This window comes from Qipengyuania sp., assembly GCF_965277845.1.
Taxonomy (GTDB): domain Bacteria; phylum Pseudomonadota; class Alphaproteobacteria; order Sphingomonadales; family Sphingomonadaceae; genus Qipengyuania.
The window spans coordinates 604,987-620,932 of the sequence record NZ_OZ255844.1; the positions used below are offsets into that span (position 1 = coordinate 604,987).

Sequence of the window (15,946 nt, forward strand, 5' to 3'; positions counted from 1 at the left end):
GGGACAGGTCAAATGGGGCCGTGAACCAGCCCGGGCAGGGAGACCCAATGGCGCGGATCGGAATTATCGGAAGCAAGGGCGCGATGGGGCAAGCGCTGGGTGAAGTGATCGCGGCGAGCACGCACACGCTGGCAGGGGGCATCGACAAGGGCGGCGATGCGGCCGGCCTGGCCGATGCAAGCGACGTTCTGGTCGACTTCTCCGCCCCGGCCGCGCTGTGTGCCAACCTGCACGCCGCGATTGGTGCGGGAATCCCGATCGTGATCGGCACCACCGGTCTGGAAGACAAACATCACAGCTCGATCGACGAAGCCGCGCGGGTGGTACCCGTGCTCCAGACGGGCAATACCTCTCTGGGTGTGACGTTACTCGCCCATCTGGTGCGCGAAGCGGCTTCACGGCTCGGTCCCGATTGGGACATCGAAATCGTGGAGATGCATCATCGCCGCAAGGTCGACGCACCCAGCGGCACGGCGCTGCTGCTCGGCGAAGCGGCCGCCAGCGGTCGCGGGATCGAGCTGGCGGGGCATTCGGAACGCGGGCGCGACGGGCACACCGGCGCGCGGACAGAGGGCGCGATCGGCTTCGCCGCGCTGCGCGGCGGGACCGTGGCGGGCGAGCACAGCGTGATCCTTGCCGGTGAAGAAGAACGCATCACCCTCGCCCACAGCGCCGAGAACCGCAGCATCTTCGCGCGCGGTGCGGTGCGCGCGGCGGAGTGGCTGGTCGGCCGAAAGGCCGGACGCTATACGATGGACAAGGTGCTGGGCATCTGACGTCATGACCCTGCGCGAGCGCCTTCACCACCAATTGCATGTCGGCTCCTGGCCGAACGGCAAGCTGACCGGGCTCAATATTTTGGTGGTGTGGACGATCCTCGCCGCGCTGGGCGTGGGCATCATCGCTACCGAACCGATAATCCGCGTGCCCTACCAGCGCGAAATCCTGCTCGCCGAATTCGTCTTCGGGATGATCTTCCTGATCGAGTATGTGGCGCGCGTCTATGCCGCGCCCGAACGCGAGGGTCCGGGCAGCGACTGGGGCAAGCGCTGGCGCTTCATGATTTCGCCCATCGGGCTGATCGACCTGCTGGTGGTCGTGGTCAGCCTTGCGCCCTTCTTCGTCGCCAATGCCGCCGTGCTGCGCGTGATCCGGCTGCTCAGGATCGTTTCGATCCTCAAGTTCAGCCGTTTTTCGGCTGCGATGCGCGAGATTGCGGGTGCGCTGAAGGAGCGCAGTTACGACTTGCTGGTCTGCGCAACGCTGGCCTTCGTGCTGGTGCTGCTCGGCGCGGCGGGGCTTTACTGGATCGAAGGGTCGATCCAGCCCAAGGCCTTCGGCTCGATCCCCCGCGCGCTGTGGTGGGCGGTGATCACGCTGACCACGGTAGGATATGGCGACGTCTATCCTGTCACCACCGCCGGGCGCCTGATCGGCATGATAGTCGCGATTGGCGGGGTTCTGCTGGTGGCACTGCCTACCGGCATCGTCGCGGCGGCTTTTTCCGATGCGATGCAGCGCCGGCGCGAGGCGATGAAGAGGGCGCTCGAAGAGATCGAGACCAAGACCGACCTATGACCTTGACCTCATGACCAAAGACCAGATTTTCGAGTTCTTCCGGCGGCTGGCGGAGGACAACCCCGCACCCGAGACCGAGCTGGAATATGGCAATGCCTATCAGCTGGTGGTGGCGGTGGCGCTGAGCGCCCAGGCGACCGACGTGGGGGTCAACAAGGCCACCCGCGCGCTGTTTCGCAAGGTCGAGACACCGCGGCAGATGCTGGACCTCGGCGAAGAGGGCCTCAAACAGCACATCAAAACCATCGGCCTGTTCAATTCCAAGGCGAAGAACGTCATTGCGCTCTCGCAATTGCTGGTCGACGAATATGGCGGCGAGGTGCCCGACACCCGCGAGGACCTCGTCCGGCTGCCCGGCGTCGGCCGCAAGACCGCCAATGTCGTGCTCAATTGCTGGTTCGGGCAGGAAACCTTCGCGGTCGACACGCATATCCTGCGCGTCGGCAACCGCACCGGGCTTGCCAAGGGCAAGACGCCCGAACAGGTCGAGGCCAAGCTCGAAAAGCGTGTGCCCCAGCCGTTCAGGCTAGGCGCGCATCACTGGCTGATCCTGCACGGGCGGTACGTGTGCAAGGCCAGGACGCCCGAATGCTGGCGGTGCCCGGTGGTGGATTTGTGCAGCTACCGGAAGAAGGTGCTCGAGAAGCCGAAGGGGCGCTAGGACCCAGTTAGATCACGACCGCACTTGCCACATTCACGAGCAGGCCAGACCGTCGTAATTGGAATGCCCAACCAATCTCGCATGAAAAGAGATCGCCCACAGGAAGGGCACTTGATGAATAGTGAGCGCAATCCAAGGACCAAGAGCAGACCCATAAATGGCAACGTCATTGCCATGACCGTGTCGAACGGAAGGTCGAGCGGCAATAGTATCAAGGGGACCCCCCAGATTACCGCCGGCGCCGAAGCAAGCATCAGCCACATATGCCTCCGGCCCTTGGCATAGGGGCTAAGCGCGCTAGACATCGTCCGCCGAGACCATCTCGGCGGTGTCGATCTCGCCGGTCATCACGCCCACCGTGGTCGCCACTGTGGCATCGCCGGTGACGTTGGTGGCGGTGCGCATCATGTCCATGATCCGGTCCACTCCGGCGACGAATGCGATGGTTTCCAGCGGCACTTCGACCGCGGTGAAGATCGCCGCCATCATGATCAGCCCCGCGCCGGGAATGCCCGCCGCGCCGATCGAGCCGACCGTCGCGAGCACCGCGATAGTGACATAGTCGCCGGTCGAGAGGTCGACCCCGAAGATCTGCGCGCCGAACAGCGTGGCGAGGCCGAGATACATCGCGGTCCCGTCCATGTTGATCGTCGCGCCCAAGGAGGTGGTGAAGCTGGTGACCGAGCGGCTGACGCCCAGATTGCGCTCGACGCAGCGCATCGTCACCGGCAGCGTCGCGTTGGAACTGGCGGTCGAATAGGCCACCGCCATCGCATCGACGATCCCGCGGAAGAAATCGACCACCGGCAGCCTGGCCAGGAATTTCACGATTCCCGCATACATCAGCAGGATCAGCAGCAGGCACCCGCCATAGACCAGCGCCACCAGCTGGCCGAGCGCGAGCAGCGCCGGAACGCCCAGCGTCCCCGCCACCCAGGCCATCAGCGCGAACACGCCGAAGGGGGTCAGTTCCATCACCACGATGGTGACCTTCTGCATCACCACCGCACCCGAATCGAAGATGCGCTGCGCGGGTGCGCCATCCTCCTTGGCCATCAGGATCCCGATGCCGATCAGCAGCGAGAAGATGATCAGCGGCAACACGTTGACGTCGGCCATCACCTGCACCGGGCTTTGCGGGACCATGCCCAGAACCATCTCGCGCCAGGTGGTGGGCGCAGGATCGGGCACTGGGCCCATTTCGATCGCGCTGGTGTCGAGCCCGATGCCGGGCTGGAACACCGTGCCGAGACCGAGGCCCAGCCACACCGCAATCTGCCCGGTGACGACGAACAGCAGCAGCGCGCGCCAGCCGACATTGCCGAGCTTGCGCAAGTCGCCGATCGCCGCGACGCCCGCGACCAGGCTGAAGAAGATCAGCGGGACCACCAGCATCTTGATGAAGGCAATGAAGACATCGCCGATGATCTTGATGCTTTCCGCACCCGGCCCCCAGGCGAACCCGACGATGATGCCGAGCACCAGCGCACCGATAACGCGCTGCCACAGCGGAATTGCGAACCAGGTCTTCAGCATGCGGTGTCCTCTCCCGTGAATGCGGCATGGCTACGCAATGAGCCGCGGGAAGGGAAGCACCAACACCGCCTACCCCCACAATCGTCACCCCGGACCTGATCCGGGGTCGTGCTTCCCTGCGGCGCAGTGCAAGGTTTCAAGAAGAAGCCCGACCCCGGCTCGAAGGCCGGGGCGACGGCAATCTAGGTTGCAAGGCAATCGCGAGCAATCCGCGCGTAGATGCGGCTCAGCGTCGACAGGTCCGCCACTGCCACCGCCTCGTCGCGCTTGTGCATGGTCGCGTTGCACAGGCCGAATTCGATCACCGGGCACACCGCGCGTAGGAACCGCGCATCCGAGGTGCCGCCGCTGGTCGAGGGTTCGGGGTCGATCCCCGTCTCGGCCTTTACCGCCGCGGCGATGATGTCGCTGAATTCGCCCGGCGGGGTGAGGAAAGGTTCGCCCGAGATGATCGGCTTGGCCACGCCGCCGTGCTTCTCCGCGATCGCGCCCACCTTCTCCGATAAAGAGGCGCCCGAATGTCGGTCGTTGAAGCGGATCGAGATGCGCGCTTCGGCCTTCGCGGGGATGACGTTGTGCGCCATATTGCCGACCTCGAGGTCCGTGATCTCGAGATTGGAGGGCTGAAACCAGTCGGTGCCCTCGTCGAGCACCAGCGCGTCGAGTTCGGCGAGCATGGCGACGAGCTTGGGGATCGGATTGTCGGCCAGGTGCGGATAGGCGACATGCCCCTGCGTCCCATCGACCTCGAGCCAGATATTGACCGAACCGCGCCGCCCGATCTTCATCATGTCGCCCAGCCGGTTGACGCTGGTGGGCTCGCCCACGAGGCACAGGTCGGGTTGGTGGCCGTGTTCGCGCATGAAGTCGATCAGTGCACGGGTGCCGTGCAGCGCGGGGCCTTCCTCGTCGCCGGTGATGATGAAGCTGATCGTCCCGGCATCGGCAGGCACGTTCGCCACCGCATCGACCATGCAGGCGATCGATCCCTTCATGTCGACCGCGCCGCGCCCATAGAGCAGTTCGCCGCGCTCTTCGGGCTCGAAGGGCTCGCTCGCCCAGCCGCTGCCTGGGGGCACAACGTCGAGATGCCCGGCGAAGGCAAAGTGCTTCGATCCTTCGGGTCCGCTGCGGATCGCGAACAGGTTCTCGACCGGCGCCTCGGGCGAGCCTGCTTCCCCCTCGCCGCGCGTGAAGCGGGTGACCGCGAATCCCAGCGGTGCGAGCATCGCCTCCATCGCATCGAACACCGGGCCCGTAGCCGGGGTCACGCTGGGCTCGGCGATCAGCTGCTTGGCGAGGTCGAGAACTTCGGTCATCCTTGCCCCGCTAGCAGGAGTGCGCGACAATGCCCAAGCTCGATCTCGATACCATCCCCCAGACCAATGCCACGGGGTATCCCGCGCCCTTCGACGCCGATGTCGCGGGCCGCTGGTATCGCCGCCTCGCACCCGCCGCCGGCCTGACGCAGATGGGGGCGAGCCATGTCGTGCTGAAGCCGGGCGCCTATTCCTCGCAGCGCCACTGGCACCGGCTCGAAGACGAGCTGCTGGTGATGATCGCAGGCGAGGCGATACTGATCGAGAACGAGGGCGAGACCGTTGTCCGCCCCGGCGATGTGCTCGCCTGGGCGGCGGGGGTCGAGAACGGCCACCGGCTTCACAACCGGTCGGACACGGACTGCATCTTCGTGGCTGTCAGCGCGGGCGACAAGGACCGCGATTCGGGCGAATATCCCGACATCGACATGGTCTTCGATCCCGAAGGCTACGCGCGCAAGGATGGCACGCGCTACCCGACCCAGCGTATCCCCTGAGATCGCTAGTCGCCTCCGCGCGGTGGGGCGCGGAAGGAGCGAACGCCGCGCTCCGATGCTTGGGCGGGACCCAGCGCCTCGTCGAGCATATCGGCGATGCGCAGGCCGGCCTGCTGCACGCGGCGGCGCAGCGCGGGCAGTTGCGCCACGATGTCCTCCTGCGTGAGCGCGGTTTTGCCGGGCAGATCCCCCGCGCAGGGATCGTCCGTGTCGAAAGCGGTGGGATAGACCAGCTCGCGCGAGAGCTGCCAGCTTTCGCGCCCCCAGTCGGCGGGGGTGCCGCCAGCCAGCGCGGCGCGTTCGACGCTGTCGTAGCGGCGCACCAGCGCCGGCTGCGCGGAGGTTATCGCGCGCTCGGCCATGGGGCCGTCCCAGATCCAGTGCAGGTTGAGCGAGGGTACGATGCCGTAATCGGTCTCGCGGTCGTTGCCTCCGCGATCGTCCTTGTCGCCCGAATGCAGCGGCATGTGGATGTCGCCGGTGAAATGGACCAGCCACGCCAGCGCCTCGAGCCGCACATTGTCGGGCAGGTTGCGCCGCGAAAGTACGGTCATCGCGCGCTCGATCTGACCGTTGACGCAGGCCCCGCCGGGGCAATTGGCGAAGGCGGAATACTCCTCGCAGATCGGCGCGGTCTTGTAGTGCCACTGCGCGGTATAGCCCCAGCGGTCGCGATCGCGGCGCACGCAATCGGCCCAGACCGAAGCGTCGGCAAGGCTGTCCAGAGCGCAATCGGGCGTCCCCAGCAGCGGGGCCGCCTCGAGCAATCGCGCAATCTCGACGCGCGTTTCGGGACGGACGTTTGCCTCCGCGATCTCGGCGGTCACCCGATGCGCGTAGAACCCCCAGGCCTGCGCCTGCGCGGGCAGCAGCAGCGCGGCCAGCGCCGCAAATGCGCTCAGGCAATGGTTTCGTATTGTTCGATGACCCATTCTTCGTTTTCCGATGCCTCTATCCACGCCTGCATCCACTCGTGCTCCCACACCGCCTGCATATAGGCGGCGGCGAATCCGGGAACCGGGATCTGGTAGCTGATGAACCGTGACACTACCGGGGCGAAGAACACGTCCGCCGCGCCGAAAGTGCCGAACAGGAACGGCCCGCCGTTGCCGAACCGGCTGCGCGCTTCCGCCCACAGGCCGAGGATGCGCAATATGTCCGCCTTGCACGCCTCGCTGGGCTCGAACCCGTCGAAGCGCTTGCGCACGTTCATCGGGCATTCGCTGCGTAGCGCCTGGTAGGAGGAGTGCATTTCGGCGACCATCGATCGCGCCATGCCGCGCGCCACCTCGTCCTTGGGCCAGAAGCGATCGCGCCCGACCTTGTCGCCCAGATATTCGAGAATCGCGAGGCTGTCCCACACCACTGCCTCGTCGTCCCACAGGATCGGGACCTTGCCGCTCGAAGGCTGCGTGCCGCCGTCGCTCGCCTTGAGCTCGTTCCACGCCTCGCCGAACATCGGGACCGTGATCTCCTCGAACGAGAGGCCCGACTGCTTGGCCGCCAGCCAGCCACGCAGGCTCCAGCTCGAGTAATTCTTGTTGCCGATGATCAGTTTCATGCGGTGCCCCTTGCCGTTCGAGTCGGTCGTTAGGCGTTCATCCTTGCGCTGTCGATGCTGAACAGTGGACCGCATGGACCGCAGTCCAGCGATAAAATCGTCCATTATGGCGCGGGCGTCCTCGGGTGACAGATCGGGCGGCATGGCGGCAGGCTGGCACGCGCATTGTGCTGTAGGAAAACGAAAAGCGCTGGCCTAGGTTGCCGGGCATGAGCCTGCGCCCCTTCCACCTCGCCTTTCCCGTCGACGACCTCGCCGAAGCACGCCGCTTCTACGGCGAGACAATGGGCTGCGCCGAGGGGCGTTCGTCGGGCGAATGGATCGATTTCGATTTCTACGGCAACCAGATCGTCGCCCACCTCGCGCCCGGGGAGGCGGGGGACCGGGCCAGCAACCATGTCGACGGCCACGGCGTGCCGGTGCCGCATTTCGGCATCGTGCTGGCGATGGAGGACTGGCAGGCGCTGGCCGACCGGCTTCAGGCAGCGGGCGTCGAATTCGCAATACCGCCGACGATCCGCTTCAAGGGCCGGCCCGGCGAACAGGCCACGATGTTCTTCCGCGACCCCAGCGGCAATGCGCTGGAGATGAAGGCATTTGCGAACGATGCGATGCTGTTTGCGAGGTAGGCGTTCGTCGCCCCCCCCCCCCCCCCCGCTGTCATTGCGAGGAGCCGCAGGCGACGCGGCAATCCATGGTGGAAGCTCGCTTTGGTTCAGCCGAGAATGGTCTCGTACAGGTCCTGCCATTCGGGATTCTCGGTTTCGATCAGGGCAATCTTCTTCGTCCTTGATCCTGACTTCAGCTGCTTTTCGCGAAGAATCGCATCCTCCATCGTTCCGTGCAGTTCGAACCAAACCAACCGTTTGCAACCGTAGCGTTTGGTAAATCCGCTGCCCGCGCCTTCGCGGTGATGCCATGCGCGTTGCACCAAGTTCGATGTCACGCCGACATAGATCGTCCCATTCTTGTGGTTCGCCATAATGTAAACGGCAGGCTGAAATGTCTCGCGTGGCATGACCCGTTGTAGTCATTGCGAGCGCAGCGAAGCAATCCATGGCCGGACCCTTGCGAAATCCACTGGGGTCGCGGTTCTGGCGAGCTTTCGCCATGGATTGCCGCGTCGCCTGCGGCTCCTCGCAATGACGGATGATCACTTCGGCAAGGCATTGCGAACGCAATGAAGCGATCTGGGTCGGAGCGGCCTAAACCCCCGCATCCGCAAGCACCGCAGCCCGTAGCTCGCCAATCCCCATGCCCTTTTCCGCGCTGGTGACGTGGATTTCGGGATAGGCGGCGACGTGCTTGCGCGCTTCGGCTTTGGTGGCCTCGATCACCTTGGCGAGTTCGCTCGCCTTCATCTTGTCGGCCTTGGTCAGCACGACGCGGTAGCCGACGGCGGCCTCGTCGAGCATCTTCATCATCTCGCGGTCGACGTCCTTGGGGCCGTGGCGCCCGTCGACCAGCACCAAAGTGCGGGCGAGCACGGGGCGGCCGCGCAGATAGGTCTTCACGAGGTTTTTCCACTTCTCGACGACCTTTACCGGCGCCGTGGCGAAGCCGTAGCCGGGCATGTCGACGAGGCGGAACAGCGTGGGGTCGCCGATCTCGAAGAAATTGAGTTCCTGCGTGCGGCCCGGCGTGACCGAGGTGCGCGCGATCGCCTTGCGGTTCGTCAGCGCATTGATCAGCGAGCTCTTGCCCACGTTGGAACGCCCGCAAAAGGCGATTTCGGGCACGGTCGGTTCGGGCAGGAATTTCAGCTGCGGGGCCGAGAGGAGAAATTCCACCCGCCCCGAGAACAGCTTGTTCGCCCGCCGCTCCAGTTCCCGGCGTTCTGCTTCTTCCTGCTCGTCCATACCTTGTCCGTTCGTGTCGATCGCAGTCGAGACACCTATCCCGACTGCGGCCTTAGGCCCCCGCTCGACACGAACGGAGGTTGGGAAAATCAGTTCGCCTTGGCTGCCTCGGCCGCCTTCTTTTTCTTTTCCTCCTCGATCGAAGCACGCAGCTGCGGGTGCTTCGAATAGAGGTATTTCTGCTGGGCGAGCGTGAGGATGTTCGAGGTGACCCAGTAGAGCAGCAGGCCGGCGGCAAACGGCGCCATCACGAACATCAAGATCCACGGCATGATGTCGAATATCTTCTGCTGCATCGGGTCCATCTGGCTGGGGTTCAGCTTGAAGGTCAGCCACATGGTGAAGCCGAGCAGCACGGCGAGCACGCCGAGGCCGAAAATGATCATCAGCCAGCCGGGCACCTGGATGCCGACCATGGACAACGCATTGGCGAGGTTGGCCGGATCGGGCGCGGAGAGGTCCTCGATCCACAGGAACTCGCGGTGGCGCATCTCGATCGCGAGGTAGAGCACTTTGTAGAGCGCGAAGAAGACCGGGATCTGCAGCAGCATCGGCAGGCAACCCGCCACCGGGTTCACCTTCTCGCGCTTGTACAGCTCCATGATCTCCTGCTGCTGCTTCTGTTTGTCGTCCTTGTATTTCTCCTGGACGGCTTTCATCTTCGGCTGGATCGCCTTCATCTCGGCCATGGAAGCGAAGCCCTTCTGCGCGATCGGGAACATCAGCCCGCGCACGATGAAGGTCAGGCCGATGATGGCGATGCCGAAATTGCCCACCGCGTCGTAAATCGTGCGCAGCAGCCACAGCATCGGCTTTTCGAACCAGCGGAACCAGCCCCAGTCGATCGCGAGGCCGAATTTCTGCAGGCCGGCGTCTTCATAGCTGTCGAGCACCACGCTTTCCTTGGCGCCGGCATAAAGGCGCGAGGTCACGGTGAGCGCATTGCCCGCGGGAACGGTGGTCGCTTCGTAGATCATGTCGGCGCGGTAGGTTTCGTCGCCCATCGCGCGGAATGTGGTGTCGGGCGCGCTATCGTCCTGCGGGACGAGCGCGGCGAGCCAGTAGATGTCGGTGAAGCCTGCCCAGCTCGTGCGCCCCTCGGGGGAGATCCGCTGGTCCTCGTCGAGATCGTCGTAATCGACATCGTATTCTGCGCTGTCGCCGAATACGCCGATGGGGCCCGAATGGGCGATCCACAGATCCTCGCTGGCGGTGCGGCTGGTGCGGTTGACGAGGCCGAACGGCTGGACGACCGCCGGGTTGCCGCCCGAATTGGCCACGGACTGCTCGGCGGTGACCATATACTGGTCGTCGATCGAATAGCGGATCGAGAAAGTCAGCCCCTCGCCATTGTCATGCGTGAGCGTGACGGGGGTTTCGGCGGTCAGGACCTCGCCATCGGCTTCCCACAGCGTCTGCGGGCCGGGCACCTGGAGGTTCGAGCCGACCCAGCCGAACTGCGCATATTGCTGTTCGGGCGTGCCGCTGGGCGCGAAGATGCGCACCGGCTCGCTATCGTCCCGGGTGTTCTCGTTATAGCCCTTGAGCACGATATCGTCGATCACCCCGCCGCGCAGGTTGATCGAGCCGGCGACGCGCGGGGCATCGATCCGCACGCGCTCGGCACTGGCGAGCGCGCTGTCGAGATCGACCACCCGGCTGGCCTCGATAGCCGGGTCGGCCAGCCCGCCGGTCCGGGTGCGCTGCGCGGCGGCCTGGCTGGCCTGTTCGCGCGGGGTGTCCGCCCGGTCTTCGACCAGCGCCTGTTCGGGCTGCGGATAGAAATAGTCCATCGCCGATGTCCAGCCCAGCAGCAGCAGGAAGGAGAGCGCAATGGCGAGGATCAGGTTACGCTGGTTGTCCAAGGTCGGTCCCGTCTTTGTCCGGTCGAATGTTGAATTTGGGGCGGTGTCTTAGCCTGTCAAGACAGTCAAGTTGTGGAGCCTAAGGCACCGGGTCGTGGCCGTGGCCGCCCCAGGGATTGCAGCGCAATATACGCTTCAATGCCATCCATCCACCCTTGATCGCGCCGTATTTGCTCAAGGCTTCGATCGCATACTGGCTGCAGGATGGGGAATAGCGGCAGGTGGGCGGCAGGATGCGGCTCGGGCCGAGCTGCCACAGCCGCGCGATCCAGATCAGCGGATACTTCATGCGCGCCTGCTCCGCCGGTGGCGGGGTGTGCGGGCGCGGTCGCCCTTGCCTTCGGCAGCGCGGGCGAGCGCGGCGGCGAGCTCCTCGCGCAGGGCCGCGAAATCGCGCTCGACCCCGCCCTCGCGGCCGATCAGGATATGATCGTGATCGGGCAGGCCATGTTCGGGCAGCGCCGCCCACAGCAGCTCGCGAAAGCGCCGCTTCATCCGGTTGCGGACGACTGCATTGCCGATCTTCTTCGTGACGGTGATGCCGTAGCGCTTGCCCTGCCCGTCATTGGGTCGGGTGAGCAGTACGAAGCCGGGCCGCGCGACCCGCAGCCCGCGATTCGCGGCGAGGAAATCGCTGCGCTTGCGAATGACGGAGAGCGAGGGGTGCATGGGTACCGGATACGCAAAACGGGCCCCCGTTGGGAGCCCGCTTGCATCGCAGTGATAGTCGCCGCGCTTCAGGCGCGACCGGTCACATCACGCGCAGAGGTTCTTGCGGCCGCGGGCGCGGCGGGCGCGCAGGACCTTGCGACCACCCGGGGTGGCCTTGCGTGCGAAGAAACCGTGACGGCGAGCGCGCACGAGGTTCGAGGGCTGGAATGTCCGCTTCATCGGATCGTCCTTACAAAAGAATTCGGTTGGCTGTCGGCCCGAGCGATTCGCACCAACAAAAAGGGCCGCTTCTCGAAGCGACCGCCTACAGGGCCGCGCGCCTAAGCGAAAGCGGCCCCGAGGTCAAGCCCGACGATGCGTCAGGAAAAGGTGACGTTGGCATAGGCCAGCGTCGGAGCAGGCCGTGCAGGCTTGCGCTGGACAGGCGTCTTGGCCTGCTGCGGGCGACCGGTCCAGCGACGCATCTCGCTCGCGCCCAGCCACAATGCGCGGTGATGCGGAACCGAATTGGTGAAGTCGTAGAAGGCACGCGCCTGTTCCGCGCTCATGCCCATCTCGCGATAATAGTCGAGATACTGGCGATTTTCCGGTGCATTCATCGAGAAATCCTCAGCCTCGCGGCCATAGGCATCCATCCAGCTATGCACGGCGAACTCGGCGCCCTGAGCGATGTCGCGCTCGACGCCGGCGAAGAAGAGTTCGACTGCGCCCGAGCGTACCGAACCGATCGTCGGGACATGCGTGACGAGACCCGCTTCCCGGATCATGCGGCCGACCTTGAGGTTTGCGCGATCGTCGCGCGTGCCGGGGCATTCGACCATGTCGAGCTGCTCGAGCCCGGGAAAGGCGCGCATCATCGCACGGAAATAGCCGGGAGTTGCAGCATCGGTCTCGCCCACGAGCGCCACGCGGCGCTCGTCGAGCACGCGGAACGGGCCATATTGGGCCAACCCGCGATTATAATCGCGGAAGCGGCGGTCGATATAGGCGGGGGCCTTCCACACCGGCAGCGCGGCAGGAGTATAGGTCTGCGGACGCACGGCGGCGAGCTGCTGGCGCTGGTCTTGCGGCTGCGTCGTCGGTCGGACCGCCGGGACGGGAGCGATGGCCCGGCCCTGGTGCGTCTGCTGCACGATCGGACTGGAGACGTAGACGACCGGCAGATTGACGAGCGTCAGCGATTGTGCGGAAACGGGCGCTGCGAAGAGCGACCCGATGGCGGAAAGCAGGATTGCGGCTTGTCGAAACATGACGGTCATTTGCCGCCCGGCCACTTTCCAGCCGCCCAACAGGTTTGGATAACTCGCTGTTAACCATGTTCCTTTGCTCCACGTCGGAGGCTCTTTACCCTCGACAAATCGCGCCTTTCGAGGCATCCCTCCGTACGATCACGGAGTGGGGGTTAACGCTGGTCGCACTGGTCAAAACGGTGGCCTATCTGGGGCTCGAGGCGCGCAGCGTGGAGGTGCAGTGCTCGGTCGCCCCCGGTCTGCCCAAGTTCAATATCGTCGGCCTGGCGGACAAGGCGGTTGGCGAAAGCAAGGAACGCGTGCGCGCCGCACTCTCGAGCATGGGCCTCGCGCTGCCGCCCAAGCGGATCACGATCAACCTTTCGCCCGCGGACCTTCCCAAGGAAGGCAGCCATTACGATTTGCCGATCGCGCTGGCGCTGCTGTCGGCGATGGGCGTCACCGATGCCGAGCAGCTGGGCGACTGGATCGCGGTGGGCGAACTCGCGCTGGATGCGCGAATCGTGCCCTCGCCCGGCGTATTGCTGGCGGCGATCCATGCGAGCGAGGCCGAGGTCGGGCTGATCTGCCCCAAAGCCCAAGGCTCGGAGGCCCGCTGGGCGAGCGAGGTTCCGGTCTGCGCCGCGCCCGACCTTGCCAGCCTGCTGAACCATCTCAAGGGCACGCAGCGCCTGCCCGAACCCGAGCCCGGTGTGATCGAGAACGAACCGAGCGGCGGCGACCTCAAGCAGGTCAAGGGGCAGGAGACCGCCAAGCGCGCGCTCGAAATCGCCGCGGCGGGCGGGCACAATCTGCTGATGATCGGCCCGCCGGGCGCGGGCAAGAGCCTGCTCGCAAGCTGCCTTCCCGGGATCCTCCCGCCGCTTTCGCCTGCCGAAGCGCTCGAGGTAAGCATGGTGCAATCGGTCGCCGGCACGCTGGAAGAAGGCCGCATCAGCCGCACACGCCCCTTCCGCGCGCCGCACCATTCGGCGAGCATGGCTGCGCTCACCGGCGGCGGGTTGCGGGTGAAGCCGGGCGAGGTGAGCCTAGCGCATCTGGGCGTGCTGTTTCTCGACGAATTGCCCGAGTTCCAGCGCGCGGTGCTCGATTCGCTGCGCCAGCCGCTCGAGACCGGCAAGGTCGATGTCGCGCGCGCCAATGCGCATGTGAGCTTCCCCGCCAATGTCCAGCTGATCGCGGCGATGAACCCGTGCCGCTGCGGGCATCTGGGCGATCCCGCGCTCGCCTGCAGCCGCGCGCCCCGCTGCGCTGCCGATTACCAGAGCAAGGTTTCGGGTCCGATGCTCGACCGGATCGACCTGCATGTCGAAGTCGATCCGGTCAGCGCCGCCGATTTAGCCCTGCCCCCGCCTGCCGAGGGCAGCGATGAAGTCGCCGCGCGGGTGGAGAGGGCACGCGCTCGCCAGACCGCGCGCGCCGAGGCCACCGGCACGCGCACCAATGCCGATCTCGATGGCGATGCGCTGGAGGAATTCGCCGGCCCCGACGAGGCGGGCCGCCAATTGCTGATGCAGGCCGCCACCGCGATGCGCCTGTCAGCGCGCAGCTACACCCGCATGCTCCGCGTCGCGCGGACGATCGCCGATCTGGCGGGGGCAGAGACTGTCGGCCGCATTCACGTCGCGGAAGCACTAAGTTATAGAAGACAACCGCCGCGGGCATAGAATCACTTGGGGGATCAAATGGAGTTAGAATCACGACTCGAATCGTTGGCAGAAAAGGTCAAGCAGCACGCAGAGATTTTAGCGACTGAAGAGGCGGCAAAGACTGCGCTCGTTATGCCGTTCCTCCAGGCCTTAGGCTATGACGTTTTCGATCCTGATGAGGTAGTACCAGAATTTACCTGTGATGTCGGCGGACGCCGCCACGAGAAGGTCGATTACGCGATCCGCGTCAATGGAAATGTCAGCATGCTGATCGAGTGTAAGCCTTCTTCGCAGGCACTTTCGATCCGGCATGCGTCGCAGTTGTTTCGATATTTTGCGACCACTGATGCCAAATTTGCCATCCTGACCAACGGCGCTGAGTTCAAATTTTACTCCGACCTTGATGCGCTGAACAAGATGGACGAACGGCCATTCTTTGAATTTGACCTACGCAACCTTCGAAAGGCGGATGCAAGGGCGCTGGCGAAATTCCACAAGGGAGATTTTGATCCGGAAGCGACTAGGGAAGCTGCTGCTAGCCTGCAAATGGAGCGGGCTGTCGAAAAGGCAATCGAAGCGGAGCTTGAGAAGCCTTCCCAGGATTTCGTGCGGATCATCGGCAAGCAGGTTACTGACCGCGTACTAACCGCGGGCCTTAAAGCGGCAGTCGCGCGACACATTCCCAATGCGTTCAACTCACTCTTACGCGAGCGTCTCAACCAGCGCCTGACTTCAGCCTTGTCCGATGGCGTAGACGATGAGCCTGCAAGCACTTCGGAGGTCGATACGACCGAAGACGAGATGGAAGGCTTTCGCATCGTAAGCGCCATTGGTTCAGAACTCGTCGATACGTCGCGCATCGTCATGCGAGACTCGCAATCATACTGTGCGGTCCTATTGGACGACAATAATCGCAAGCCGATTGCGAGGCTGCGCTTCAACTCGCCGACGACCAGACACCTAGGCACCTTCGATGCTGACAAGAACGAAACGCTAAATCCTGTCGCCGAGCCGCGGGACATTTACCAGTACAAGGAGGCGATCCTCGCGCGGATCCAATCGATGATTGACGACGAGAGCTAGGCTCAGTCCGCCTCGCTCAGGTCGAGGTTGAGCTTGACCGGTTCGTGTTCGCGGTCGCCTTCGAATTTCTTGAGGAAATCCTCGATCGGAACCTGTTGTCCCTTGTCGACCAGCGGCGTCACGCTTGCCGCTTCGCCGGCCTTCAGCTCCTCCGGCGTCATGCGGACGTGGATATAGGGGACCCAGACCTCGCCGAACTCGGCCTGCTGGTACCAGACGTCGAGGATGTCGTAGGAGGCCCATTGCCCATTGGGTTCGAGCAGGCGAATCCCTTCGCCGATGCGCGGGACCGCCATCGCCTTGATACGATGCACGTTCTGGTGCGTTTCGTTCTGGACTTCGATTTCGATCACGGCGGATAGTCCGGCAATGCTGGGTGGATTCGCGAATGGGCTTCAGCCTGCCAGCGACATGTT

19 protein-coding genes are annotated in these 15,946 nt (G+C 64.5%); 7 read left to right on the top strand and 12 right to left on the bottom strand.

Features of this window, described 5'->3' with window-relative positions:
• Positions 1 to 47: 47 nt before the first annotated feature.
• The 3 genes from dapB to nth are packed head-to-tail and all read left to right on the top strand — an operon-like array spanning position 48 to position 2,239.
• Complete coding sequence (gene dapB, locus ACQY4G_RS02940; RefSeq protein WP_421992979.1) at positions 48 to 776, top strand: 4-hydroxy-tetrahydrodipicolinate reductase; 729 nt, start codon at positions 48 to 50, stop codon at positions 774 to 776.
• A 4-nt stretch (positions 777 to 780) separates the two neighbouring features.
• Positions 781 to 1,578: an ion transporter gene (locus ACQY4G_RS02945; protein WP_421992981.1), complete on the top strand. Its 798-nt coding sequence runs from the start codon at positions 781 to 783 to the stop codon at positions 1,576 to 1,578.
• A gap of 10 nt (positions 1,579 to 1,588) precedes the next feature.
• Complete coding sequence (gene nth, locus ACQY4G_RS02950; RefSeq protein ID WP_421992983.1) at positions 1,589 to 2,239, top strand: endonuclease III; 651 nt, start codon at positions 1,589 to 1,591, stop codon at positions 2,237 to 2,239.
• 297 nt (positions 2,240 to 2,536) lie between these two features.
• Here nth and ACQY4G_RS02955 read toward each other — a convergent pair whose 3' ends face one another.
• A complete protein-coding gene (locus ACQY4G_RS02955; protein ID WP_421992985.1) occupies positions 2,537 to 3,775 on the bottom strand; it encodes a dicarboxylate/amino acid:cation symporter in 1,239 nt (412 codons plus the stop codon).
• A 182-nt stretch (positions 3,776 to 3,957) separates the two neighbouring features.
• On the bottom strand, positions 3,958 to 5,094 hold the full coding sequence (dapE, locus tag ACQY4G_RS02960) for a succinyl-diaminopimelate desuccinylase (protein ID WP_421992987.1): 1,137 nt from the start codon (positions 5,092 to 5,094) through the stop codon (positions 3,958 to 3,960).
• A gap of 29 nt (positions 5,095 to 5,123) precedes the next feature.
• Between dapE and ACQY4G_RS02965 the strand changes: the two genes are divergently transcribed.
• A complete protein-coding gene (locus tag ACQY4G_RS02965) occupies positions 5,124 to 5,591 on the top strand; it encodes a cupin domain-containing protein (RefSeq protein ID WP_421992989.1) in 468 nt (155 codons plus the stop codon).
• Between the two features lie 5 nt (positions 5,592 to 5,596).
• Here the strand turns inward: ACQY4G_RS02965 and ACQY4G_RS02970 are convergent, their stop codons facing one another.
• Together ACQY4G_RS02970 and ACQY4G_RS02975 are read right to left on the bottom strand one after the other, a co-directional pair.
• Positions 5,597 to 6,523 (bottom strand): S1/P1 nuclease, encoded by a 927-nt coding sequence (locus ACQY4G_RS02970; protein ID WP_421992991.1) that lies wholly within the window; start codon positions 6,521 to 6,523, stop codon positions 5,597 to 5,599.
• Entirely contained in the window at positions 6,490 to 7,152 is a 663-nt protein-coding gene (locus ACQY4G_RS02975; protein WP_067696190.1) for a glutathione S-transferase family protein, read from the bottom strand. The genes ACQY4G_RS02970 and ACQY4G_RS02975 overlap by 34 nt, the downstream gene beginning before the upstream one ends.
• Positions 7,153 to 7,361: 209 nt before the next feature.
• Between ACQY4G_RS02975 and ACQY4G_RS02980 the strand changes: the two genes are divergently transcribed.
• Positions 7,362 to 7,781 carry a VOC family protein gene (locus ACQY4G_RS02980; RefSeq protein WP_421992993.1) on the top strand — a complete coding sequence of 140 codons (420 nt, stop codon included), beginning with the start codon at positions 7,362 to 7,364 and terminating at the stop codon, positions 7,779 to 7,781.
• An 86-nt stretch (positions 7,782 to 7,867) separates the two neighbouring features.
• On the opposite strand, the gene ACQY4G_RS02985 is transcribed toward ACQY4G_RS02980, so the two are convergent.
• The 7 genes from ACQY4G_RS02985 to ACQY4G_RS03015 form a co-directional block, all read right to left on the bottom strand.
• Complete coding sequence (locus ACQY4G_RS02985; protein WP_421992995.1) at positions 7,868 to 8,134, bottom strand: GIY-YIG nuclease family protein; 267 nt, start codon at positions 8,132 to 8,134, stop codon at positions 7,868 to 7,870.
• Positions 8,135 to 8,357: 223 nt separating this feature from the next.
• On the bottom strand, positions 8,358 to 9,011 hold the full coding sequence (gene yihA, locus ACQY4G_RS02990; RefSeq protein WP_421992997.1) for a ribosome biogenesis GTP-binding protein YihA/YsxC: 654 nt from the start codon (positions 9,009 to 9,011) through the stop codon (positions 8,358 to 8,360).
• An 89-nt stretch (positions 9,012 to 9,100) separates the two neighbouring features.
• Positions 9,101 to 10,876 carry a membrane protein insertase YidC gene (gene yidC / locus ACQY4G_RS02995; RefSeq protein ID WP_421992999.1) on the bottom strand — a complete coding sequence of 592 codons (1,776 nt, stop codon included), beginning with the start codon at positions 10,874 to 10,876 and terminating at the stop codon, positions 9,101 to 9,103.
• A gap of 79 nt (positions 10,877 to 10,955) precedes the next feature.
• Positions 10,956 to 11,165, bottom strand: a complete 210-nt coding sequence (gene yidD / locus ACQY4G_RS03000) for a membrane protein insertion efficiency factor YidD (protein ID WP_067695508.1) — start codon at positions 11,163 to 11,165, stop codon at positions 10,956 to 10,958.
• Positions 11,162 to 11,545 carry a ribonuclease P protein component gene (rnpA, locus tag ACQY4G_RS03005; protein ID WP_421993001.1) on the bottom strand — a complete coding sequence of 128 codons (384 nt, stop codon included), beginning with the start codon at positions 11,543 to 11,545 and terminating at the stop codon, positions 11,162 to 11,164. The genes yidD and rnpA overlap by 4 nt, the downstream gene beginning before the upstream one ends.
• A gap of 87 nt (positions 11,546 to 11,632) precedes the next feature.
• Complete coding sequence (rpmH, locus tag ACQY4G_RS03010; RefSeq protein WP_006833929.1) at positions 11,633 to 11,767, bottom strand: 50S ribosomal protein L34; 135 nt, start codon at positions 11,765 to 11,767, stop codon at positions 11,633 to 11,635.
• A gap of 140 nt (positions 11,768 to 11,907) precedes the next feature.
• A complete protein-coding gene (locus tag ACQY4G_RS03015) occupies positions 11,908 to 12,807 on the bottom strand; it encodes a hypothetical protein (RefSeq protein ID WP_421993003.1) in 900 nt (299 codons plus the stop codon).
• A gap of 149 nt (positions 12,808 to 12,956) precedes the next feature.
• On the opposite strand from ACQY4G_RS03015, the gene ACQY4G_RS03020 reads away from it, so the two are divergent.
• Together ACQY4G_RS03020 and ACQY4G_RS03025 are read left to right on the top strand one after the other, a co-directional pair.
• Positions 12,957 to 14,465 (top strand): YifB family Mg chelatase-like AAA ATPase, encoded by a 1,509-nt coding sequence (locus ACQY4G_RS03020; protein WP_421993544.1) that lies wholly within the window; start codon positions 12,957 to 12,959, stop codon positions 14,463 to 14,465.
• 45 nt (positions 14,466 to 14,510) lie between these two features.
• Positions 14,511 to 15,530: a type I restriction endonuclease gene (locus tag ACQY4G_RS03025; protein WP_421993005.1), complete on the top strand. Its 1,020-nt coding sequence runs from the start codon at positions 14,511 to 14,513 to the stop codon at positions 15,528 to 15,530.
• Between the two features lie 2 nt (positions 15,531 to 15,532).
• Here ACQY4G_RS03025 and ACQY4G_RS03030 read toward each other — a convergent pair whose 3' ends face one another.
• A complete protein-coding gene (locus ACQY4G_RS03030) occupies positions 15,533 to 15,883 on the bottom strand; it encodes a hypothetical protein (RefSeq protein ID WP_234002410.1) in 351 nt (116 codons plus the stop codon).
• Between the last annotated feature and the right edge of the window lie 63 nt (positions 15,884 to 15,946).